General features: G+C 73.5%; 16 protein-coding genes. 14 read left to right on the top strand and 2 right to left on the bottom strand.

Annotated elements, in window-relative coordinates:
- The first annotated feature begins 25 nt into the window (after positions 1-25).
- Positions 26-676, top strand: a complete 651-nt coding sequence (locus tag M1P99_RS07365; RefSeq protein WP_304455616.1) for a sigma-70 family RNA polymerase sigma factor — start codon at positions 26-28, stop codon at positions 674-676.
- A 251-nt stretch (positions 677-927) separates the two neighbouring features.
- Positions 928-2418 (top strand): IMP dehydrogenase, encoded by a 1491-nt coding sequence (guaB, locus tag M1P99_RS07360; RefSeq protein WP_304451907.1) that lies wholly within the window; start codon positions 928-930, stop codon positions 2416-2418.
- Positions 2419-2910: 492 nt separating this feature from the next.
- On the opposite strand, the gene M1P99_RS07355 is transcribed toward guaB, so the two are convergent.
- Positions 2911-4374, bottom strand: coding sequence for a PLP-dependent aminotransferase family protein (locus tag M1P99_RS07355; RefSeq protein WP_304451906.1), 1464 nt, complete (start codon positions 4372-4374; stop codon positions 2911-2913).
- 60 nt (positions 4375-4434) lie between these two features.
- Between M1P99_RS07355 and M1P99_RS07350 the strand changes: the two genes are divergently transcribed.
- From M1P99_RS07350 to M1P99_RS07325, 6 genes are all read left to right on the top strand, one after another.
- A complete protein-coding gene (locus M1P99_RS07350) occupies positions 4435-5694 on the top strand; it encodes a PLP-dependent aspartate aminotransferase family protein (RefSeq protein WP_304451905.1) in 1260 nt (419 codons plus the stop codon).
- Between the two features lie 74 nt (positions 5695-5768).
- On the top strand, positions 5769-6875 hold the full coding sequence (locus tag M1P99_RS07345) for a GuaB3 family IMP dehydrogenase-related protein (RefSeq protein ID WP_304455615.1): 1107 nt from the start codon (positions 5769-5771) through the stop codon (positions 6873-6875).
- Positions 6876-7111: 236 nt separating this feature from the next.
- The gene (locus M1P99_RS07340; protein WP_304451904.1) at positions 7112-8017 is read left to right on the top strand and encodes a lytic transglycosylase domain-containing protein; all 906 of its coding nucleotides are present in this window, start codon (positions 7112-7114) and stop codon (positions 8015-8017) included.
- A gap of 190 nt (positions 8018-8207) precedes the next feature.
- On the top strand, positions 8208-9929 hold the full coding sequence (glpD, locus tag M1P99_RS07335; RefSeq protein ID WP_304451903.1) for a glycerol-3-phosphate dehydrogenase: 1722 nt from the start codon (positions 8208-8210) through the stop codon (positions 9927-9929).
- A gap of 119 nt (positions 9930-10048) precedes the next feature.
- A complete protein-coding gene (locus M1P99_RS07330; protein ID WP_304451902.1) occupies positions 10049-10777 on the top strand; it encodes a response regulator transcription factor in 729 nt (242 codons plus the stop codon).
- Between the two features lie 27 nt (positions 10778-10804).
- Positions 10805-12214 carry a sensor histidine kinase gene (locus M1P99_RS07325; RefSeq protein WP_304451901.1) on the top strand — a complete coding sequence of 470 codons (1410 nt, stop codon included), beginning with the start codon at positions 10805-10807 and terminating at the stop codon, positions 12212-12214.
- Positions 12215-12265: 51 nt separating this feature from the next.
- Here the strand turns inward: M1P99_RS07325 and M1P99_RS07320 are convergent, their stop codons facing one another.
- Complete coding sequence (locus tag M1P99_RS07320; RefSeq protein ID WP_304451900.1) at positions 12266-13276, bottom strand: TAXI family TRAP transporter solute-binding subunit; 1011 nt, start codon at positions 13274-13276, stop codon at positions 12266-12268.
- 156 nt (positions 13277-13432) lie between these two features.
- Here M1P99_RS07320 and M1P99_RS07315 point away from each other — a divergent pair, with 156 nt between their 5' ends.
- The 6 genes from M1P99_RS07315 (at position 13433) to M1P99_RS07290 (ending at position 22656) form a co-directional block, all read left to right on the top strand.
- Positions 13433-14467, top strand: a complete 1035-nt coding sequence (locus M1P99_RS07315; protein WP_304451899.1) for a TAXI family TRAP transporter solute-binding subunit — start codon at positions 13433-13435, stop codon at positions 14465-14467.
- Between the two features lies 1 nt (position 14468).
- Positions 14469-14981, top strand: a complete 513-nt coding sequence (locus M1P99_RS07310; RefSeq protein ID WP_304451898.1) for a DUF1850 domain-containing protein — start codon at positions 14469-14471, stop codon at positions 14979-14981.
- Between the two features lie 47 nt (positions 14982-15028).
- Positions 15029-17215, top strand: a complete 2187-nt coding sequence (locus M1P99_RS07305; protein WP_304451897.1) for a TRAP transporter fused permease subunit — start codon at positions 15029-15031, stop codon at positions 17213-17215.
- Between the two features lie 238 nt (positions 17216-17453).
- The gene (locus tag M1P99_RS07300; RefSeq protein ID WP_304451896.1) at positions 17454-18491 is read left to right on the top strand and encodes a hypothetical protein; all 1038 of its coding nucleotides are present in this window, start codon (positions 17454-17456) and stop codon (positions 18489-18491) included.
- A 41-nt stretch (positions 18492-18532) separates the two neighbouring features.
- Positions 18533-20017, top strand: a complete 1485-nt coding sequence (locus tag M1P99_RS07295; RefSeq protein WP_304451895.1) for a 3' terminal RNA ribose 2'-O-methyltransferase Hen1 — start codon at positions 18533-18535, stop codon at positions 20015-20017.
- Positions 20014-22656 (top strand): polynucleotide kinase-phosphatase, encoded by a 2643-nt coding sequence (locus M1P99_RS07290; protein WP_304451894.1) that lies wholly within the window; start codon positions 20014-20016, stop codon positions 22654-22656. Before M1P99_RS07295 ends, M1P99_RS07290 begins: the two co-directional genes overlap by 4 nt.
- Positions 22657-22661 lie beyond the last annotated feature (5 nt).

Genomic DNA, 22661 nt, shown 5'->3' with positions numbered 1-22661 from the left:
GGTTGGGTCCCTCAGTGCGGGCATCATTCGTAACGTGACGGATGCAGGCGCCCGGGGGGGCGTTACCGCGCAGCGGCCAGGGGCGCACGGGGAGTCGGACTCCACTGCGCGTGACTCGGGGTTGAACCATCTCGGCTCGCTCGCGGTTCGAGGGGACGACGGTGCCATGGACTCGCTCCTGCGGGAGGTCCGGCCGATGGTCGTCCGGTACTGTCGCGCACGGCTGGCCCGGGTCTCCGGACTCGCGCACTACTCCGACGACGTCGCCCAGGAAGTGTGCATCGCACTGCTCACGGCGATACCGCGCTACCAGGACCGGGGGCGCCCCTTCGCCTCCTTCGTCTTCGGGATCGCCGCCCACAAGGTCGCCGACACCCTGCGTGTGGCGGGCCGGGTGGAGACGGTGCCCACCGATTCCGTGCCCGAGCGGGCCGACGACGGTCCCGGGCCGGAGGAGTCGGCGGTGCGCGGCATCGAGGCCCAGCGGGCCAGAGAACTCCTCGACGAACTGCCGGAACAGCAACGCAGACTCCTGATCATGAGGGTGATCGCGGGTCTGACAGCGGATGAGACGGGACATGTACTTGGAATGTCGGCAGGTGCGGTACGGGTTGCCCAGCACCGAGCTATTGCTCGGCTTCGGCAGGTGGCCGTGGCGAACCGCCTCTTCACCTGAGCACACCGGCCGGGACCGCGGGCGCCGTGCCTGCCCCCGGCGCCCGTCCGCCCGGGCTCTGGGCTACTGCCACTACCGCCGCTCCGCCGGACCGAGTGACCCCGATCTCAAACTGTGAGACGGCTCACTTTTTGTCCGCGTGACCGGTCAAACAGGCCGTTCCTCGTGGGGCGGCCGGTGCCACGCCCTAGGATGAGGTGACACGCGGGGGCGAATCCGCGCAGGTGTGCCGGAACAGCGGAGGTTGTGTCATGGGCCAGCAGTACAGCGACTACGGGGACAAGCTGCTCCCGCCGGGGCTGACCTACGACGACGTCCTGCTCGTACCGGCCTACTCCGACCTCCAGCCCGGCGAGGTGGACACCGCCACGCGGCTGTCCCGCAACATCTCCCTGCGCATCCCGCTGCTCTCCGCGGCGATGGACACCGTCACCGAGGCCCGGATGGCCGTGGCCATGGCCCGCAACGGCGGCGCGGGCGTGCTGCACCGCAACCTCTCCGCCGAGGAGCAGGCCGCCCAGATCGACCTGGTCAAGCGCTCCGAGGCCGGTATGGTCACCGACCCGATCACCTGCCACCCCGAGGACGACCTCGCCGAGGTCGAGCGCCTGTGCTCCCACTACCGCATCTCCGGCGTCCCGGTCACCGACGCCCAGGGCCGCCTGGTCGGCATCGTCACCAACCGCGACATGCGCTTCGAGCAGGACCGCGCCCGTCTGGTCCGCGACGTCATGACCACCGAGAACCTGGTCACCGCCCCCGTCGGCGTCAGCCGTGAGCAGGCCTTCGAGCTGCTGCGCAGCCACAAGGTCGAGAAGCTCCCCCTCATCGACGGCGACCGCCGCCTGCGCGGACTCATCACCGTCAAGGACTTCATCAAGAGCGAGCAGTTCCCCGACGCCACCAAGGACGCCGACGGCCGCCTCGTGGTCGGCGGCGCCGTGGGCGTGGGCCCCGAGGCCGAGGAGCGCGCCAAGCTCCTGGTCGACGCCGGGGTCGACTTCCTCGTCGTGGACACCGCGCACGGCCACTCCGCCGGTCTGGCCGACATGATCGCCAAACTCAAGGCCAACTCCCGCGCCGACATCGTCGCGGGCAACGTCGCCACCCGCGCCGGCGCGCAGCTGCTCGTCGACGCCGGTGCCGACGCCGTCAAGGTCGGCGTGGGCCCGGGCTCCATCTGCACCACCCGCGTGGTCGCGGGAGTCGGCGCCCCGCAGCTCACCGCCATCCTGGAGGCGAGCAGGGCCTGCGGCCCGGCGGGCGTGCCGCTCATCGCCGACGGCGGTCTGCAGTACTCCGGCGAGATCGCCAAGGCCATCGTCGCCGGTGCCAGCACCGTCATGCTCGGCAGCCTGCTGGCGGGCGTCGAGGAGAGCCCCGGCGAGCTCATCTTCATCAACGGCAAGCAGTTCAAGGCCTACCGCGGCATGGGCTCCCTGGGCGCCATGCGCGGCCGCTCCTTCTCCAAGGACCGCTACGCGCAGGCCGACGTCGCCTCCGAGGACAAGCTCGTCCCCGAGGGCATCGAGGGCCAGGTGCCCTTCCGCGGCCCGCTCTCGGCGGTCGCCCACCAGCTGGTCGGCGGCCTGCACCAGTCGATGTGGTACGCCGGTGCCCGCACCGTGGACGACCTGCGCGAGCGCGGCCAGCTCATGCGCATCACCAGCGCCGGGCTGCGGGAGAGCCACCCGCACGACATCACGATGACCGTCGAGGCACCCAACTACAACGCGCGCTGATCGGCGCTTCACGCCGGGTTGGGTTCGGGGCGCTTCACGCCGGGTCCTTCGTCGTCGCCTGCGCCTGCGCTCGTTCCTCGCTCCGGCTTGGCTCCTCCTGCAGGCTCCGGCGCGCCCCTCACCCCTGTGTTTTCTTTGGGCCTCCGCTCGTTCCTCGCTTTGGCCCGGATCAACCCCCTGGGGTGGCCGTGGGCGCAACCGCTGGCGTCTACCCCCCCTGGGGTTGGCGCAGGCCGATGTGTGTACGCCCGACCCCCTGGGGTTGAGGTCGGCCCAGGGGCGGGTGCGTGGCCATGATGGTCCCCTCGTGGGGTGTCCTGCCTGAACCACAGGGGGGTTGGCTCGGGGCGCGCCAGTGTTCTGCAGGAGGAGACGGGGCCGCCAGCGAGCTTGCGAGCCAGGCAAGTCGACGACGAAGAACACTGGCGCGCCCCGAGCACGGGCCGAAGCGAGGAACGAGCGGAGGCCCAAGGAGAACACAGAACACAGCTGTCAGACGGCCAGGGCGCCCAGCGGGGGCGCGGGCGGGGTGTCCACTTCGCCGTAGTGCTTCCAGGCGCGCGCGATGCGGTCCACGGCCTCGGTCAGCGTCTCGGACGAGGCGAGGAACGGCAGCCGCAGCCACTCCGCGCCGCCGCCCCCGGCGCACAGGCTGTCGCCGGGCAGCAGGGCCGCTCCGTGGCGGAGCGCCACCTGGGAGAAGGACGCCGAGTCGCCGTGCGGCAGGCGCACCCACAGGGTCTGCCCGCCGGCGGCCGGTGCGAACTCCCAGTCGGGCAGGCGTCGGCGGAGCTCGGCCGCCAACCGGTCGTGCTGGCGCCGCAGTTCCGTGCCGCGCCTGCGTGTGATGGGGTCCAGATCGCGCAGCAGGTGGGCGGCCGCCAACTGCGACAGCACGTCGCCGCCCAGGTCGGTGAGGGTCTTCGTCCGGCGCAGCCGGTCCAGGACCGGGCGCCGGGCCCGGATCCAGCCGATCCGCAGCCCGCCCCACACCAGCTTGCTCAGCGAACCCACGGTCACCACGTCCTCCCCACCGGGGAAGGACGCCAGCGGGGCCGGTGCCCGGCCGTCGAAACCCAGGTGCGCCATGGTCTCGTCGTCCACGACCAGACCGCCGTGCTCCCCGGCCGCCACAGCGATCCGGCGCCGCAGCAGCGGGGGGAGCACCGAACCGGTCGGGTTGTGGAACGAGGGGATCAGATAGGTGAGCGCGGGGGCGTCGGCCATCCCCGCCAGCAGGGCGGGCACGTCCACGCCCTCGGGGCCGGTGTCGACCGCGCGCACGTCGGCGGCGGCCTCCCCGAACAGCGCCAGCGCCCCGGGGTAGGTCGGCCGCTCGACCAGCACTGTGTCCCCGGCCGACACGTGGCAGCGCACCAGCAGGCCCAGCGCCTGCTGGGCTCCGTTGGTCACGAGCACCTCGTCCGGCGAGGTGGGCAGCCCCCGCTCGGTGAAGCGCTCCGCGATGACCGCGCGCAGTTCGAGCAGTCCGGCGGGGTGGTAGCCGATGTCGTTGGCGAGCACGTCCACCCTCGCCGTCGCCTCCCGGTAGGCCGCGCGGAGTTCGGGGGGCGGCGCGTCCGGCGCGGCACAGGTGAGCGCGAGCGTACCGGCGACGGGCTCGAACATGCTCAGGAACAGCGACCCGTCGTGCGTGCGCCGGGCCGGTTCGGGCGCGGCGTCGGGGCCCGGAGCCACGCGGGTGCCGCTGCCGCGCCGGCGGACCAGGCGGCGCTCCTCGCTGAGCAGGTCGTAGGCGGCCACGACCGTGCCGCGGCCCACGCTCAGCCGGGCGGCCAACCGCCGCTCGGCGGGCAGTCCGGCCCCGGGCGCCAGCGCGCCCTCGTCGATGAGGCCGCGCAGCCGCGTCGCCAGCAGGCGGTAGAGCGGTCCGCGCCCGGCCGCCCAGCGGCCGAGCAGGGCGGTCAGATCGCCGGGGGAGATTGGCTCGCTCATGGATCCAATTCTGCCGGATTGGCTCTGCCGTCGATCGGGCGGGGCGGTCAGAGTGAGGGCATGGCACCTCACATCGACACCCGTACCGTGCACCGTCCCGTGGAACCCGTGGAGGGCAGTACCCCGCTGGGCACGCCCCTGTACCAGTCGCACACGTTCGCCTTCACCGACACCGACGCCATGGCCGCCGCGTTCGAGGGGCCGGGCTCCCCCTACGTGTACGCCCGCTACGGCAATCCCACCGTGGCCGCGCTGGAGGCCGCCGTGGCGGACCTGGAGGGGGGAGCGGGCGCGATCGCCGCCGGGTCGGGGATGGGCGCGATCACCTCCACCCTGTGGGCGCTGCTGGGCTCCGGTGGCCGGGTGGTGGCCCAGGACCGGCTCTACGGGGGCACCCAGGGCCTCCTCGACGACCTGCGCGAGCGGTGGGGCGTGGACGTCGTCCAGGTCGACGCCGAGGACCCCGACCGGGTCCGCGACGCCCTGACCGCCGACACCGACGTGCTGCTGCTGGAGACGATCGCCAACCCGACCGGCCGGGTCGCCGACCTGCCCGCTCTGACCGCGCTCGCGCGTGAGGCGGGTGCCGCGACCGTCGTGGACAACACCTTCGCCACGCCGTTGCTCTGCCGTCCCATCGAACACGGCGCCGACGTCGTCGTGCACTCCGCGACCAAGTACATGGGAGGCCACTCGGACACCATCGGCGGCGTCGCCGTGTTCGCCGACTCCGGGACACTGGGCGCGGTCCGCGCGCGCACCGCCGAGTTCGGCGCGGTGCTGGACCCCTTCGCCGCCTGGCTGATCGTCCGCGGGCTCAGCACGCTCGCGGTGCGGGTGTCGCGCCAGTGCGCCAACGCCCAGGTGCTCGCCGAGCGCCTGGCCGCCCACCCGGCGATCACGGCCGTGCACTACCCGGGTCTGCCGGACGCGCCGGGGCACGCGACCGCCCGGCGGATCCTGGACGGCGGCTTCGGAGGGGTGCTCGCCTTCGAGCTGGCGGGCGGTCTGGAGGCGGGCCGGACGTTCGCCGCCGCGGTGGAACTGGCCGCGCTCGCCCCTTCCCTGGGGGACGTGCGCACCCTGGTCATGCACCCGGCGAGCACCTCGCACCGGGAGCTGGACGCGGCGGGGCTGGCCCGGGCCGGCATCGCCGAGGGGCTCATCCGGATCAGCGTCGGGATCGAGGACGTCGAGGATCTGTGGGCCGACCTGGAGCGGGCCGTCGGCGCGGCGGACGGCGGCGGTGCCGACCGCCCGGGCCGGGGCCCCTCCACGGGCCGGAGCGGGGCAAACCCAGCTCAACCCACGGGCCGCTAGACTCTCGCCTGCAGGATTCACGCCGGTTGACCGACCGGCGTCGCACGTCAGAGGGGATCGAAGCGTTGGCACAGGTGGAGATCGGGTTGGGCAAGAACGGGCGTCGTGCCTACGAGCTCGACGAGATCGGGATCGTGCCGGCGCGCCGCACGCGGGACCCGGAGGAGGTGTCCATCGCCTGGCAGATCGACGCCTACCGGTTCGAGACGCCCCTGGTGGTCAGTCCCATGGACAGCGTCGCGTCGCCCGAGACGGTCGTGGCCGTCGGCCGCCAGGGCGGCCTCGGCGTTCTGGACCTGGAGGGGCTGTGGACCCGCTACGAGGACCCCGCGCCGCTGCTGGCGGAGATCCGTGAGCTGGACGACGTCGCCGCCACCAAGCGGCTCCAGGAGATCTACGCGGCACCGATCCAGGAGGAGCTGATCGGCCGCCGGATCGAGGAGATCCGCGACGCCGGGCTGGTCACCGCCGCACGGCTGTCGCCGCAGCGCACGGCGCAGTACCACAAGGCGGTCGTCGACGCCGGCGTGGACATCTTCGTGATCCGCGGGACCACGGTGTCGGCCGAGCACGTGTCGGGCCGCGCCGAGCCGCTCAACCTCAAGCAGTTCATCTACGACCTGGACGTCCCCGTCGTCGTCGGCGGCTGCGCCACCTACACCGCGGCGCTGCACCTCATGCGCACCGGCGCGGCCGGCGTGCTCGTCGGGTTCGGCGGCGGCTCGGGCCACACCACCCGCTCGGTGCTGGGCGTCGCGGTGCCCATGGCGAGCGCGATCGGCGACGTGGCCGCGGCCCGCCGCGACTACCTCGACGAGTCGGGCGGCCGGTACGTGCACGTGATCGCCGACGGTGGCATGACCGGCAGCGGCGACATCGCCAAGGCGCTGGCCTGCGGCGCGGACGCGGTCATGGTGGGCTCCCCGCTGGCGCGCGCCACCGAGGCGCCCGGCGGCGGCTACCACTGGGGCAGCGAGGCGCACCACAGCGAGCTGCCGCGCGGTGAGCGCGTCAACGTCGGCACGATCGGCGACCTGCAGTCGATTCTGCACGGCCCGGCGTCCACGAGTGACGGCTCCATGAACCTCATGGGTGCCCTGCGCCGCACCATGGCCACGTCCGGTTACACCGACCTCAAGGAGTTCCAGCGGGTGGAGGTCGTGGTCAACCCCCACCGCTGACACCGCGAGAGCCGAGGGCGTCCCGTGCGCGGGACGCCCTTTCGCGTGTCCGCGGTCGAGCTTGGGAGGCCGCAGGCACTGGCGGGGGGCGCCGGGGGCTGCAGGAGGAGTCTCTGCCGCCAGCGGGCCTGCGAGCCAGGCAGAAGCGACGGCGAAGGCGTCGGCACTCAGCGCCCATCGCGTACTTTGGTCTCGCATGGTCCTCAGTTGACGAACACGTGAAGGAGGGCGGGGCGATGGGCAAGCGTCGGGCTCCCCGTGGCGACCGGACCCGCGGCGGCGGTCGCGGCCCGCTGCTGGCGGCGTGCGCGGCCCTGGCCGTGTGCCTGCTGGTCACCGGCGGCCTCGTCTACGCGGCCAACCGGATCTCGACCGCGCTGGACACCTGGTCGGGCTCCGCCGCCGCCGAGCGCGCGCCGGAGGACGGGTCGATCGAGACCCCGCCCCACGACGGACTCACCGGTCCGCCGAGCACGTCGGAGGTCACGCCCGACGACGGGTCCGCTCAGGAGCCGGGCGGGGAGGCGGCCGCCGAAGCGGGCGCCGACACCGGTGCCGACGAGCAGCAGGCCCCGGCTGCCGCGCCGCGGCCCAGCGGCGACTGGCTCGACGAGGTGGCGGAGTCGACCACCATTCCGCGCCGCGCGCTGGAGGGGTACGCCAGCGCCCAGCTGGTGCTGGCCGAGGAGCAGCCCTCGTGCCGCCTGTCCTGGCCGACGCTGGCGGGCATCGGGTACGTGGAGACCAAGCACGGCACCCACGGCGGGGGCGAGATCGGGTCGGACGGCTTGACGACCAGCGACATCATCGGCATCCCTCTGGACGGGACGAACAACACCCGGGCGATCCCGGACACCGACGGCGGCCGCTACGACGACGACACCGAGTGGGACCGCGCGGTGGGGCCGATGCAGTTCATCCCCGGTACGTGGGAGCTCTGGGGCACCTCGCTGGACGGCGGCGACCCCGACCCGCACAGCATCGACGACGCCGCGCTCGCGGCCGGCCGGTACCTGTGCGGGGGAGGGCGCGACCTCACCTCGGCGCAGGACTGGGAGTCGGCGATCCTGGCCTACAACAGCTCCCGGACCTACCTCGGCGACGTGCTGGCCTACGCGCACGCCTACGCCGACGCCTCCTGAGCGTCCCGGGCCTGAGCCCCCGTGCGGACCGCGCGACCCACGGGGGCGAGACACGCCCGTGGCTCGCGCGGCGTCCCCTGCGGTAGGCGCGACCCGGTTAGCCTGAGACCTCAGTGCAGTCTGATGGGCGGGCCGCCCGGGCGGGCATGCGCCCGGAGGCGGGCAACCATCGAGACGGAGGGACGGGCGGATGGCGACCACCTGGTTGGGACCGAAGGAGCGCGCGGCGTCACTCGCGGCGATGGCCGAGGAGGAGTTCGACGTCCTCGTGGTCGGCGGCGGCATCGTCGGAGCCGGGATCGCGTTGGACGCGGTGTCACGGGGACTGTCCACGGCGCTCATCGAGGCGCGCGACTTCGCCTCGGGCACCTCCAGCAGATCCAGCAAGCTCATCCACGGCGGCCTGCGCTACCTGGAGCAGCTCGACTTCGAGCTGGTCCGTGAGGCCCTGCACGAGCGCGGTCTGCTGCTCACCACCATCGCGCCGCACCTGGTCAGGCCGGTGCCCTTCCTCTTCCCGTTCTCCCACCACTGGGAGCGCGCCTACATCGGCGCGGGCGTCACGCTCTACGACGCCCTGGCCCTGACCTCGCGCAACAACCGCGGCCTGCCCGCGCACCGGCACCTGACCCGGTCCGGGGCCCTGCGGGTGTTCCCCGCGCTCAAGCGCGACGCCTTGGCCGGGGCCGTCCAGTACTGGGACGCCCAGGTGGACGACGCCCGCTTCGTCACCACCGTGCTGCGCACCGCCGCCGGGCTCGGCGCGCGCATCGCCTCGCGCGTGCAGGCGGTGGGCTTCCTCCGAGAGGGCGAACACGTCGTCGGCGCCGACGCCACCGACCTGGAGACCAGCGACAAGGTGCGGATCCGCGCGCGCCAGGTCGTCAACGCCGCGGGGGTGTGGACCGACGACATCCAGGAGATGGTGGGCGGCCGAGGCCAGATCCACGTGCGCGCCTCCAAGGGCGTGCACCTGGTCGTGCCGCGCGACCGCATCCAGGCGTCCTCCGGCATGATCCTGCGCACCGAGAAGAGCGTCCTGTTCGTCATCCCGTGGGGACGGCACTGGATCATCGGTACGACCGACACCGCGTGGGACCTGGACAAGGAGAACCCCGCCGCCAGTCGCGCCGACATCGACTACGTCCTGGACCACATCAACCAGGTGCTGCGCACGCCCCTGGGGCGCGACGACGTCGAGGGCGTGTACGCGGGCCTGCGGCCGCTGCTGTCGGGGGAGTCGGAGCAGACCTCCAAGCTCTCCCGCGAGCACACCGTCGCGCACCCCGTCCCCGGCCTGGTCCTGATCGCGGGCGGCAAGTACACCACCTACCGCGTGATGGCCGAGGACGCCGTGGACGCCGTCGCACACGGGCTGGGCGGCGCTGTTCCCGCCTCGGTCACCGACCGGCTGCCCCTGGTGGGCGCCGACGGGTTCGCCGCGCTGTCCAACCAGCGCCACGTGCTCGCGCGCCACTCCGGCCTGCACGTGTCCAGGATCGGCCACCTGCTGCGCCGCTACGGCTCGTCCGTCCACGACGTGCTCGCCATGATCCGCGACCGGCCCGACCTCGGCCGACCGCTGGCCGGTGCCGACGACTACCTGAGGGCGGAGGTCGTCTACGCCGCGCAGGCCGAGGGCGCCCGCCACCTGGAGGACGTGCTCTCGCGCCGTACCCGGATCTCCTTCGAGACCTGGGACCGCGGGATCGCGGTCGCGGAGGAGGCCGCCGAGCTCCTCGCGGGCGTCCTGGAGTGGGACGACGAGCAGACCCGGCGCGAGGTGGAGTTCTACCGCAAGGGGATCGAGGCCGAGCGCGCCGCGCAGGAACAGGACACCGACCAGGAGGCCGACGCGATCCAGCACGGGGCGCCGGAGATCGTTCCGGACGCGCACATCAGCCGGCCCTGAGGCGAGCCGAGGGGGCAGCGGCGGGGGCGGGTGTGTCCCACGGCACACCCGCCGGATAGTGTGAGGCACGACATCCACCGCCCGAGGAGACCACCCTCCCCCGAAGGACCCGGTTCGCCATGATCAAGGTGCTGCTCGTCGAGGACGACGTCCGTCTCGCCGACGCCCTGGCCGGCGCGCTGGAGGCACACGGATACGTGGTCGACCAGGTGCGTACCGCCAAGGCCGCACTGGCGTCGGCACCCGCCGACATCGTCCTGCTCGACCTCGGCCTGCCCGACATGGACGGCGTCGACCTGTGCCGCCGGCTGCGCGAGCGGGCCGACGGCGGCGACACCGGCGTCATCATGGTCACCGCGCGGGGACGCCAGAGGGAACGCGTCCGCGGGCTGCGCTCGGGCGCCGACGACTACGTCGTCAAGCCGCTGGCCGTGGACGAGCTGTGCGCCCGGATCGAGGCGGTCCTGCGCCGTACCCGGCGGCGCGCCGACGACACGGCCCTGGACCTGGGGCCGCTGCGCGTCGATCTGGCCACCCGGACGGTCACCCGCGACGGTGCGCCCGTGGAGCTCACCCGCAAGGAGTTCGACCTCCTGGTCGCCCTGGCCAGGGAGGCGGGCTCGGTGGTCTCGCGCGAGCACCTCCTGCTGCGCGTGTGGCAGACCTCCTGGCCCGGCACGCTGCGCACCCTGGAGGTGCACATCGGCACCCTGCGCTCCAAGCTCGACGTGCCCGGCCTCATCGAGACCGTGCGCGGCGTCGGCTACCGCCTGACCACCACCGAACCGGACGCCGTCGCCCCGTCCGCCGAGCCGGTCGCGCCCGGCCGTCCGGCTCCGCGGACCTGACCCCCGCGGCACGAGGGGGAGCCGGGGATGCGCCGACGTGTGGTGACCGTGTACGTGGCCCTGCTGGTCACGGCCTGTCTGGGCCTGGCCGTGCCGCTCTGCGTCAGTATCGCCGCGCGCGGTACCTCCGAGATGCTCCTGGACCGGATCAACGACACCGCTCGCTTCGCGGGGCTCGCCGAACCCAGTGTGCTCACGGGAACGGAGGACACCCTGACGGGCGAACTCACCGCCTACGACCGGCTGTACGGGATCACCGCCCTGGTCGTCGACCGGGAGGGAACCGTGGTCGCGGCCTCCCGGGAGGGCGTGACCCTGGCCGACCTCGCCCCGGCCGCGGGGGCCGGCGAGGGGACCGCGCCCCCCGCGGCCGTCCGCACCGCCCTGGCGGGCAACCGGATGGGCGCCGACACGATCGTCTACCCCTGGCAGGCGGAGCCGCTCGTGGTCGCCGAGCCCATCGGCCGCTCGGGGGAGATCGTCGGCGCCGCCGTCACCGCCTCGCCGACCGGGGCGCTGCGCCGCGCCATGCTCGTCCAGTGGGCGGTGGCCTGGGCGGCCGCGGCGGGGCTGCTCGTGGCGGGCATCGCCGCCGCCGGCCCGCTCACCCGCTGGATCCTGCGCCCCATCGACGACCTGGAGGTGGCCACGCGGGCGATCATCGAGGGCAGCCTCGACACGCGTGTGCACGCCGACGCCGGGCCCGGGGAACTGCGCCGCCTGGGGGAGTCGTTCAACCGCATGGCGGACACCATCAGCTCCATGCTGGAGAGCCAGCGCACCTTCGTGGCCTACGCCGGACACCAGGTGCGCAATCCGCTGGCGGCCCTGCGGCTGAGGGTGGACGCCCTGGCGCGGCACCTGCCGCCGGAGGGGAGCCAGGAGCACCGCCTGGCCCTGGACGAGGTCGACCGGCTCACCCGGGTCTGCGACAGCCTGCTCACCCTGGCCAGGACCGAGGACGCCGAGCACGCGATGGTGGTGGAGGACGTCGCCGAGGTCGCCGCGGACCGGGTGGCCTCCTGGCGGCCCATCGCCGAGCGCGCCGGAGCCGTCCTGGAGTGGGAGGGCGACGACGACGTTCGGGTGCCGTGCGTGGAGGGCACCCTCGACCAGGCGCTGGACGCGCTGATCGACAACGCGCTGAAGTTCGGCGGGGCCGGGGTGCGGATCGTGGTGCGCGTGCACCGGGCCGCCCGGGCCGAGGACGGTACCGAGTACGTGGACGTGCACGTGGTCGACGACGGGCCCGGACTGCCCGGGGACCAGCTGGGGAGCGCGACCCGGCCCTTCTGGCGCGACGGCCACGACGGGGTGGGCGGCAGCGGGCTCGGGCTGTCCATCGTCGTCACCCTGCTGGAGCTGCAGGGCGCGAGCCTGGAGCTGAGCCCGGCGCGGCCGCACGGCATCGACGCCCGCGTCCGCCTGCCCGTGTGAGCGCGGGACCTCCCCCTCGGCGCCCCCTCCCACGGCCCCGGGGGAGGGGGGTCACGGATCGTAGGCGTACTTGACCGAGCGGTAGTACTCGGCCGCGCCCGAGTGGAGCGGTACCGGCAGGGTCGCGATCGCCGACCGCGGGTGCAGCTGCAGCGCCACCGGATGGGTCTCGGCCAGGGCCGAACGCGACTCGAACAGCAGCGCGGTCAGGTCCTCGGCCACCTCGTGGGGCATCCGCTCGTTGACCACCAGCAGGCTCGGCACACCGATCGTGCGCACGGCGGGCACCCCCGCGTAGGTGCCGCTGGGAACGGGCAGCTCCGAGAAGTACCCGCCGTAGGCGTCGACCAGGGCGGGCACGTGCTCGGACAGGTCCAGCAGCCGGATCGGGGTCTGCTCGGCCAGGTCGGCCACGGCCTGGGTGGGCAGGCCGCCGGACCAGACGAAGGCGTCGACGCCGCCGTCGCGCAGCGCCCGGGCCGACCTCTCGATCGAGAGCCGCACCGCCGTCACCTCGCCGGCTCCCGCCGACCCCGCGTCGTCGGGGACCTGCTCCAGGCCGGCCAGGTCCAGGAGCCGTTCGGCGATCATCTCCGTGCCCGACCCCGAGGCGCCCAGGGACACGGTGGCGCCTTCCAGGTCGTCGAGCCCCTCGTAGGGCGCGTCCGCGCGCACCACGACGTGGGTGTGGTTGTCGTAGAGGCGGGCGACCGCCCTGATCGGTAGGGGATCGGAGAAGGGCTCCTCGCCGGAGACGGCGAGCGCCGCCACGTCGGCCAGGGTGAAGGCCGCGTCCATCGCGCCGTCGGAGACCAGGCGGTTGTTCTCGACGCTGGCCGCGGTCGTGTGGGTGACGATCTCGACCTGGTCCAGCCCGTCCGACACCTGGGCCAGGCCCGCGCCGTAGGCGTGGTAGACCCCGCCCTCACCGCCGGTACCCAGGGAGAGGCGCAAGGGTTCCTGGGGCAGAGGAAGGGACCAGGTGAGGAGAGCGGTGGCCGCCACGAGGGCCGCGGCGGATCCGGTGATCGACCACAGCCAGTGGCGGGGTGACCGTGTCATGGCCACACAGTAGCAACAGGGGCGCAACCTCAGGAGAGGCTCAATTCCCCCGTCGAGGGCTACGGGTGTCACACGGGTGCACACTACGTTTCTCGGTAACGGAGTGGCCCGCACCACACCGCGCCCCCTGAGCACCACCGAGAGGACCCATCGATCATGCGACGCCCGACACCGGCCCTGGCGGCCCTCCCCCTCAGCGTTCTGATGCTGTCCAGCTGTGCCCAGCCGCCCGAGGAAGGAGCCGAGGGCGCTGGAGAGGCCGGGCTCGGCGGCGGTCCCGTCCAGAACCAGCTCAACATCGCCACCGGCGGATCCACGGGTGTCTACTTCCCGCTCGGCGGCGCCCTGGGCACCATCATCGAGGAGAACATCGAGGGCCAGGCCGGGACGGCCGAGACGACCGGAGCCTCGGTGGAGAACATCCGCCTCCTGGGCGGCGGCGAGGCGCACATGGCCATCGTCCAGGGCGACGCCGCCGACCAGGCCTTCACCGGGACCGCCGACTTCGAGGGCGCGCCCGTGGAGACCTACTCGCTGGCGGTGCTCTACCCCAACGTCTTCCACGCCGTGACCCTGCAGTCCACCGCCGAGTCCGAGGGCCTGGAGTGCTTCTCCGACGTGGTCGGCACGCGCTACTCCGTCGGCGCCGTCGGCAGCGGCAACGAGGCCACCACCAACCAGGTCTTCCAGTCCCTGGAGATCGCCCAGGACGAGATCGAGCTGGACCAGCTGGGCTACGCGGAGACGGCCGCAGCCCTCTCCAACGGTCAGCTCGACGCCGGTTCGTGGGTGGTCGGCCAGGGCCACGCCGGCATCACGGAGCTCGCCACCACCGAGGACATCCACATCATCGGCATGTGCGAGGACGAGCGCTCCGCGGTCGTCGACGGCTACGGCGGCTACACCGAGCACACCATCCCGGGCGGAACCTACCCGGACGTCGACGAGGACGTCGAGACCATCGCGGTCTGGAACGCCCTGGTGGTGTCCGGCGAGTTCAACGAGGACCAGGCCTACGAGATCACCTCGGCCATGTTCGAGCACATCGACCAGATCGTGTCCGTGTACGGCCCGGGCGAGGAGTACCTGGTGCCCGAGACCATCGCGAACAGCCCCGTCCCGGTGCACCCCGGTGCCGTGCGCTTCTACGAGGAGCAGGGCATCGAGATCCCCGAGGACCTGCGGCCCTGACGTGCGATCACCGCTGACGGTGCCCCGGGTCTGCGGCGTGCTGGCCGCCGCGGCCCTGGGCGCCCTCCTCCTGCCGGTGTGGCCCGTGCTCCGCGTGAGCGACGAGGGCTCCACCCTCGGCTACCTGCCGCTGTCCGAGGGCGAGCGGTTCACGATCACCTACGTCCACTCCATCGACCACCTGCCGATCGAGGAGGACATCGAACTCCGCGACGGCCGCCTCATCGCCCAGACCACGCGCATCCGCCAGTTCGGGGCCGGGATGGGGCACATCCCCGGTGAAGGGCACGGCTACGCCGACGGGGAGTGGTGGGTCGTCGACGACATCGGGCGCGACGTGGGAACCGGCCTGGCCATGCGCGTGGGTGCCGCCAACGTCGACCACCGCCTGCAGGCCGCCGGCACCGAGGTGCGCCTCTCCCCGTGCCTGGCCGCCCACCGGGTCACCCTCGAACCCGACCGCGCCGCGACCCTGCCACTGGTGCTCCGCGGCGCCCCGGACCCGCGGTGCTGACCACCACCCAGCACCGATCACCCAGCCACAGAACCTGAGGAACGACCATGGCTGAGACATCTCCCGCCTCCGACACCCGGGACAGACCGCCGGGTGAGGCCGCCGAAGCGATCCCCGACGTCGAGGGCATCGAGGCCGCCCACGCCGGGGGCCCCGTCTGGAGGCAGATCGCCGAGAAGCGGTGGGGTCCGGGCCGCGGGGCCTCCGCCGTCGGGCTGCTCATCCTGGTCCTCGCGGTGGGGCTCACCGGCTTCCAGCTCTACATCGCGCTCTGGGCGGGGCTGGACGCGCGCCAACAGCGGCTCCTCCACCTGATGCTCACCATGGTCATGGCGTTCCTGATCATTCCGCCCTTCAGGCTGGAGGGGAGGGGCGGCTGGGCGGTCCGCCTCCTCACCCTGGCCGTCACCCGGTCCCGGGGCAACACCGCTCCGCGCGGCCTGGCCACGTCCCTGCGGTGGGTCGGAGGGGTCATGGACGCGGTCCTGATCACCGCCGCCGTCGTGGTCAGCCTCTACCCGATCGTGTTCCAGGCCGAACTCGCCTCCCGCGCCGGCGCCTACACCGAGACCGACTGGCTCCTGGGCGCGGTGCTGATCGTCGTGCTGATGGAGGCCACCCGTCGGGCCGTCGGCCTGGCCATGGTCGTCATCGTCACCGCGTTCATGTACTACGCGATGGTCGGATGGATGATCCCCGGCCAGTTCGGGCACTCCGGCGCCCGGATCGAGCGCATCGCCACCCAGAGCTACCTGGGCGACGGCGTCTACGGGCTCACCCTGGGCGTGGTCGTCACGTTCGTGTTCGTCTTCATCCTCTTCGGCGCGCTGCTGTCCAAGACGGGCGGCGGCAACTTCTTCGTCGGCCTCGCCTACGTCCTCACCGGCCGGATGGTCGGCGGCCCCGCCAAGGGCGCCGTCCTGGGCAGCGCCATGATGGGGTCGGTGTCGGGCAGCGCCATCGCCAACGTGGTCACCACCGGCCCGTTCACCATTCCGCTGATGCGCAGGGTCGGCTACAAGCGGCACGACGCGGCCGGGATCGAGGCCGCGGCCTCCACCGGCGGACAGGTCCTGCCGCCCATCATGGGCGCGGGCGCGTTCATCATGGCCGAGCGCATCGGCGTCCCCTACGCCGACATCGTCAAGGTGGCCATCATCCCGGCGGTGCTGTACTTCGGCGTGATGTTCCTGTTCGTGGACATCCTGGCCCGCAAGTACGACATCGGCCGCGACAAGGACGACGAACTGCCGCGCCTGCGCACGGTGATGAGGGCGGGCTGGCACTTCCTGGCCCCGCTGATCCTGCTCATCGTGCTCCTGCTCAACTACGTGTCGCCGACCCAGGCCGGGCTCTACGCGTGCGGCGCCCTGTTGGTGGTCGCGATGCTGCGTGCCGCCAGCCGCCTGTCGTTCCGGGACTTCCTGGAGGTCTTCGTCCTGGCGGCCCGCAACACGCTGCCGGTCTCGGTCGCCTGCGCGGTGGCGGGGATCATCGTCGCCATGGTGGGCCTGACCGGGCTGGGCCTGACCCTGTCGCACGTGATGCTCACCGTGTTCGCGGGCAACCTGCTGCTGACGCTGCTCATGGTGGCCGTCGCGTCGCTCATCATGGGCATGGGCCTGCCGGTCACGGCCTCCTACGTCGTCCTTGCGGTCCTGGCCGTCCCCGCGCTGGAGGAGCTGGGCCTGGCCGTGATCGTCGCGCACATGATCGTGTACTGGTACAGCCAGGACTCGAACGTCACACCACCGGTGGCCTTCGCCGCCTTCGCCGCGGCCGGGGTGGCCGAGGCGAGCCCGATGCGGTCCGGCGTCTCGGCGTGGAAGTTCGCCAAGGGCCTGTACCTCATCCCCGTCCTGATGGCCTACACGGCGCTGATGGCCCTGGACGGGCCGCTCACCGACGTCGTGGTGGCGGTCGCGAGCGGCTGCGTGGCGCTGGCGGCGTCGGCGATCGCGATCGAGGGGCACTTCCTGCGGCGCACGCTGGTCGGCGAACGGGTGGCCCTCATCGTCGCCGCCGCCCTGATCATGGTCGCGCCCGAGTGGAGCGCGCTGTTCGAAAGCGCCCTGTCGACGACGGTCGCCCCCGGCGTGTTCGTCGGCGCCGGATCGGCGCTGGGCGTGGTCCTGATCGGCCTGCAGACCATGCAGCACCTGCGCGACCGCTCCCGGAAGGCCGGCGCGGACCGCGCGGACGGCTCACCGGTCGAGACCGCCTCGCTCGGCTGACCCGTTCCCCGGGCCGAGCCTGCGGGGCTCTGAAGAGCACACGCGAGTGGCGCACCGGAGACTGCGGGAGACGTCCAGCCGAAGCGAGGTACGAGCGCAGGCGCGGACGCCGACGAAGACTCCGGTAGCAAGCGCCCCGCCCCGCCGCCCCGCCGCCCCGGCGCCCGGCCGGTCGGCGGGGCACCAAGGGTCGGGTCCGGCCGGGATCCCGGTACCGTCGGTCCTGGGAGGCGGACACATGTGGGGATTCAGGAGAACACCGGCGCGGCGCGGCGGCGCGGCGGGAACGGCGCTGGTGTCGGCCGCACTCGGCACCGACCCGGTCCTGCGGGCCGGCTGCGCGTCCGTGGCCGAGGGCGGACTCGACGCGGGACTGACGCTCCTCGCCGAGACCCGGGGGGACCCCGAGGCGCGGGCCTACCGGGCCGAGGCCCTGGGCCGCGCCGCCGCCGACGACCCGGGCGGGATCGCCGGGCTCGCCCAGTCCGAAACCGTGACCGCGGACGGGTCGAAGCAGGCCGACGTCCTGCTCTGGCTCGGGTACGCCCTGCTCGCCGGGGCCGTGCGCCGCTCCGGCGGCGGTGCCGCGGCCGACCGCAAGGGCGTCGAGGCTGCCCTGGACGAGGCGCGCGGCCCGCTCGAGGCCGCCGCGCTCCTGGACACCGACGACGCCGCCCCTTGGGCCGGACTGCAGACCGTGGCGATGGGCCTGGGCGCCGACCGCGCGGACAGGGACCGGCTCTGGGCCGAGACGACCGCGCGCGCACCCCACCTGTTCGCCGCCCACATGACCCGCGTGCGCACTCTGTCGCCGACGCGCGGCGGAACCGCCGAGGAGATGTTCGCGACCGCGGGCGCCGCCGCCGACACCGCGCCCGAGGGCAGCCCGCTGCCCGCCGTGCTCGCGCTCGCCCACGCCGAACACCTGCGCGCCGAGGAGCGCAGGCTCACCGGGGAGGGCAAGAGCGGCTTCATCGTGCGGATGGCCCTGGGACGACTGCACGGCGAGCCCGTCGAGGAGCTGTTCGAGCTCGCCCGCGCGTGGGCGGGCACCGCCGTCCCGCACGTGCGCGACGTCCAGGCCCACCACCTGTTCGGATGGGCCTTCCACCGGGCCGGGCTGACCGACCCGGCGCGCTGGCACCTGGCCGCGGCCGACGGCTACGTCTGTGAATTGCCGTGGTCGTTCTTCGGCGACGCCCGCGCGCAGGCCGCGCGGGCGATGGCCGACCTCGGCCTAGACCCGGTTCGCCCGCCGACCGGCTCCGGCCCCTAATTCGCTGGTCGCCCGGCGGCGCGGCGGGACACAATGCTCGGGTGCTACTGACGATCACCACCCACGCGACCACGGGGCACCCCGCCACGGATCTCGGCTTCCTGCTGCACAAGCACCCCGACCGGGTGCAGAGCTTCGAGCAGTCCTTCGGCACCGCCCACCTGTTCTACCCCGAGGCCACCGGGGAGCGCTGCACGGCCGCGCTCCTGCTGGAGGTGGACCCGCAGGCGCTGCTCCGGTCGCGTTCGTCGGTCAGCACACCCGACTTCGCCCTCGCCCAGTACGTCAACGACCGGCCCTACGCCACCTCGTCGCTGTTCACTGTGGCGCTGGGCAAGGTGCTGCGCACCGCGCTGCGCGGCCGGTGCGACGCGCGCCCCGAACTGGCCGCCACCCCGATCCCGCTCGTCCTGCGCCTGCCGGCGGTACCCTGCCGGGCCGGGGCGGAACGCGCCCGTGCGCTGTTCGAACCGCTGGGCTGGGCCGTGGAGGCCGATCCGGTGCCGCTCGACCCGGGCCTGCCGGGATGGGGCGACTCCCACTACCTGTCGCTCGTCCTCACCGGGACCGTGCCGCTGTCCGAGGCGCTCAGCCACCTGTACGTGCTGTTGCCCGCCCTGGACGGACACAAGCACTACTGGGTGGACGAGACCGAGATCGACAAGCTCCTGCGCGCGGGCGGTTCCGACGAGGGCCCGGGATGGCTGTCCGGCCACCCCGAGCGCGACTGGATCACCCGCCGCTACCTCGGCCGGCGCGAGCGCTACGTACGCACGGCCCTGGCCCGGCTGGCCGAGGCCGACGACCTCGTGGAGGGCGAGGACGCCGACGACCCGCAGGTGGAGGAGGCCGCCGCGACGCCGAGCGAGGAGCGCGCGCCCTCGCTGGCCGACCAGCGCGCGGGCGCCGTGCTGACGGTGCTGCGCTCCGAGGAGGCGCGCAGCGTCATCGACCTGGGATGCGGGCCGGGCCGGCTGCTGGAGCGGCTGGTCCGGGACCACTCCCTGGAGCGGGTCACCGGTGTGGACGTGAGCACCGTCTGCCTGGAGCACGCCCACCGCAGGCTCTGCAAGGGCTGCGACCCGCACCGACACGGCGCCCACCGGCCGCTGTTCGGGGCCTCCGGGCGTGAGGTGCCGGCGGGTTCCCGACCCGAACTGCTCGTGGGGTCGGTCGTCTACCGCGACCGCCGCTTCGAGGGCTACGACGCCGCCGTGCTGATGGAGGTCGTCGAGCACCTGGACCCCTCGCGGCTGCCCGCGATGGAGGAGGTCGTGTTCGGCGCGGCCCGGCCCCGCGTCGTGGTGGTCACCACACCCAACGCCGAGTACAACACGCACTATGCGGGTCTGGCCGACGGCGCGTTCCGCCACGGCGACCACCGCTTCGAGTGGACGCGCGCGGAGTTCGCGGACTGGACCGCGCGCGTGGCCGGGGCCCACGGCTACCGCGTCCGCCACCTGCCGGTCGGTCCGGAGCACCCCGAGACCGGCGCGCCGACCCAGATGGGAGTGTTCACCCGATGAGCGACGCCGAGAAGACACCGGCCGCCGAGCCGCGCGTGCTCGGTGTGCCCGAGATGGGGCTCGTCGTGCTGGTCGGCGTGTCCGGGTCCGGCAAGTCCACGTTCGCCGCCCGGCACTTCCGCCCCACACAGGTGATCGGTTCCGACTACTGCCGGGGCCTGGTCAGCGACGACGAGAACGACCAGTCGGCCAGCGCCGACGCGTTCGCGCTGCTGCACACTGTGGTGGACATCCGCCTGCGCCGCGGCCTGCTCACGGTCGTGGACGCCACGAACGTGCAGCGCAAGGCCCGCGAGCAGCTCGTGCGGGTCGCCAAGGACAACGACGTGCTGTGCACCGCCATCGTCCTGGACGTGCCCGAGGCCCTGGCCGTCGCACGCAACCGGGAGCGCCCCGACCGCGACTTCGGCGCCCACGTGGTCCGCCGCCAGCGCCGCGACCTGAAGCAGAGCCTCAAGCGCCTGGACCGCGAGGGCTTCCGCCGGGTGCACGTCCTGCGCGGTCCCGAGGAGATCGACGCCGCCGTCATCGGCCTGGAGAAGGGGTGGACCGACAAGCGGGAGCTGACCGGGCCCTTCGACATCGTCGGCGACGTGCACGGCTGCCGTGAGGAGCTGGAGGAGCTGCTCACCGCCCTCGGCTACGAGGTCTCCCGCGACGAGCGGGGACGGGCGGCCGGTGCACGCCACCCGGAGGGGCGCACGGCGGTGTTCGTCGGCGACCTCGTCGACCGCGGCCCCGACAGCCCGGGCGTGCTGCGCCTGGTCATGGGCATGGTCGCCGACGGCGACGCCCTGTGCGTGTCGGGCAACCACGAGAACAAGCTCGTGCGCGTGCTCAAGGGCGCCAAGGCCAGGGTCACGCACGGCCTGGAGGTGACCCTGGAGCAGATGGGGGCCGAGAGCGACGGGTTCCGCCGCGAGGTCCTGGCCTTCTGCGACGGCCTCATCAGCCACTACGTCCTCGACGAGGGCCGACTGGTCGTCGCGCACGCCGGTCTGAAGGAGGAGTACCACGGGCGCGCCTCCGGCCGCGTGCGCTCGTTCGCGCTCTACGGCGAGACCACCGGGGAGTCCGACGAGTACGGCCTGCCGGTGCGGCTGCCCTGGGCCCGCGACTACCGGGGCAGGGCGGCGGTCGTCTACGGCCACGTGCCCACGGCCAAGGCCGAGTGGCTCAACAACACCATCTGCCTGGACACCGGCTGCGTGTTCGGCGGCAAGCTCACCGCGCTGCGCTATCCCGAGCGCGCACTGGTCGAGGTGGCCGCCCACCGGGTCTGGTACGAGCCGACCCGACCGCTGCCCGCGGCTCCACCCGCCGCCCGCCACCGCCCGGGCGAGCCCCCGGCTCCGGTCCCGCCTCCCCCGAGCGCCGAGCGGGGGCCGGGCGACACCGTGGACATCACCGACGTCGGTGTCGGCGGACCGGCCACGGGCCTGTCCGTGGCCACCGGGCACGGAACCGTGCGCGCCGACGCCGGCAGCACACTGGCCGCGCTGGAGGTGATGAGCCGCTTCGCGGTCGACCCGCGCTGGCTGCTCTACCTGCCGCCCACCATGGCCCCCGCTCCGACCTCCGCCGAACCCGGCCTGCTGGAGCACCCCAGGGAGGCGTTCGCGTCCTTCCGGGGCTCGGGCGTCGGCCAGGTCGTGTGCCAGGAGAAGCACATGGGCTCACGCGCCGTCGCGGTCCTGTGCAAGGACGAGGCCGCGGCCGAGCGCAGGTTCGTGCCGGGGCAGCCGGGCACCCTCTACACCCGCACCGGCCGCCCCTTCTTCACCGATCCCGAGGTCCAGGCGGAGGTGGTGGACCGGCTGCGCCGGGCCGTCACCGACGCCGGACTGTGGGAGAAGCTGGGCACCGACTGGGTCGCCCTGGACGGGGAGATGCTCCCGTGGTCGGCCAAGGCCCGGTCGCTGATCCGCGAGCAGTACGCGTCCGTGGGCGCGGCGGCGCGCGCCGCCCTGCCCACGGCGGCCGGGGCACTGGCCGCGGCCGCCGCGCGGGGCCTGGACGTGGGCGCCCTCGCGGACACGGTGGCGCGCCGGCAGGAGCAGATGGAGGAGTTCAGCCGGGTGTACCGGCGCTACTCCTGGGACACCGACGGCGCCTCCGGGCTCCAGTACGCGCCGTTCGCGCTGCTGGCCTGCGAGGGACGGGAGTACACCGACGCCGACCACCTGTGGCACATGGCCGTGGCCGAGCAGCTGGCCGAGGCGAGCGGACTGGTCCGCTCCACCCGCTACCTGGTGGTGGACACCACGGACCCGGCGGCCTGCGACGCCGCCGCCGACTGGTGGCGCGACCTCGTCTCCGCCGGCGGCGAGGGCGTCGTCGTCAAGCCGCTTCTGGGCGCCCGGGCCACGGGCCGCAAGGGCCTGGCCCAGCCCGGTCTGAAGGTCCGCGGCCCGCAGTACCTGCGGATCATCTACGGGGCCGACTACACCGACCCCGACCGGCTGGCGGTGCTGAAGGACCGGAACCTGGGGCGCAAGTCCGGCCTGGCGATGCGCGAGCACAAGCTCGGGCTGGAGGCGCTGGCCCGCCACGCCCGGCGCGAACCGCTGTGGCGCGTGCACGAACCCGTGTTCGCGGTCCTGGCGCTGGAGTCGGAGCCGGTCGACCCCCGGCTGTGACCGGT

It is taken from the genome of Nocardiopsis sp. YSL2 (assembly GCF_030555055.1).
GTDB lineage: Bacteria > Actinomycetota > Actinomycetes > Streptosporangiales > Streptosporangiaceae > Nocardiopsis.
Note: the sequence above shows the minus strand (reverse complement) of the source record. Positions and strands in the feature narration are given on the sequence as shown.

Bases quoted from the DNA above. Each gene is read 5' to 3' on its own strand.
- guaB (WP_304451907.1), top strand. From the start codon at position 928: ATGGGCCAGCAGTACAGCGACTACGGGGACAAGCTGCTCCCGCCGGGG.
- M1P99_RS07355 (WP_304451906.1), bottom strand. From the start codon at position 4,374: ATGAGCGAGCCAATCTCCCCCGGCGATCTGACCGCCCTGCTCGGCCGC.
- M1P99_RS07350 (WP_304451905.1), top strand. From the start codon at position 4,435: ATGGCACCTCACATCGACACCCGTACCGTGCACCGTCCCGTGGAACCC.
- M1P99_RS07340 (WP_304451904.1), top strand. From the start codon at position 7,112: ATGGGCAAGCGTCGGGCTCCCCGTGGCGACCGGACCCGCGGCGGCGGT.
- glpD (WP_304451903.1), top strand. From the start codon at position 8,208: ATGGCGACCACCTGGTTGGGACCGAAGGAGCGCGCGGCGTCACTCGCG.
- M1P99_RS07330 (WP_304451902.1), top strand. From the start codon at position 10,049: ATGATCAAGGTGCTGCTCGTCGAGGACGACGTCCGTCTCGCCGACGCC.
- M1P99_RS07325 (WP_304451901.1), top strand. From the start codon at position 10,805: ATGCGCCGACGTGTGGTGACCGTGTACGTGGCCCTGCTGGTCACGGCC.
- M1P99_RS07320 (WP_304451900.1), bottom strand. From the start codon at position 13,276: ATGACACGGTCACCCCGCCACTGGCTGTGGTCGATCACCGGATCCGCC.
- M1P99_RS07315 (WP_304451899.1), top strand. From the start codon at position 13,433: ATGCGACGCCCGACACCGGCCCTGGCGGCCCTCCCCCTCAGCGTTCTG.
- M1P99_RS07305 (WP_304451897.1), top strand. From the start codon at position 15,029: ATGGCTGAGACATCTCCCGCCTCCGACACCCGGGACAGACCGCCGGGT.
- M1P99_RS07300 (WP_304451896.1), top strand. From the start codon at position 17,454: ATGTGGGGATTCAGGAGAACACCGGCGCGGCGCGGCGGCGCGGCGGGA.
- M1P99_RS07290 (WP_304451894.1), top strand. From the start codon at position 20,014: ATGAGCGACGCCGAGAAGACACCGGCCGCCGAGCCGCGCGTGCTCGGT.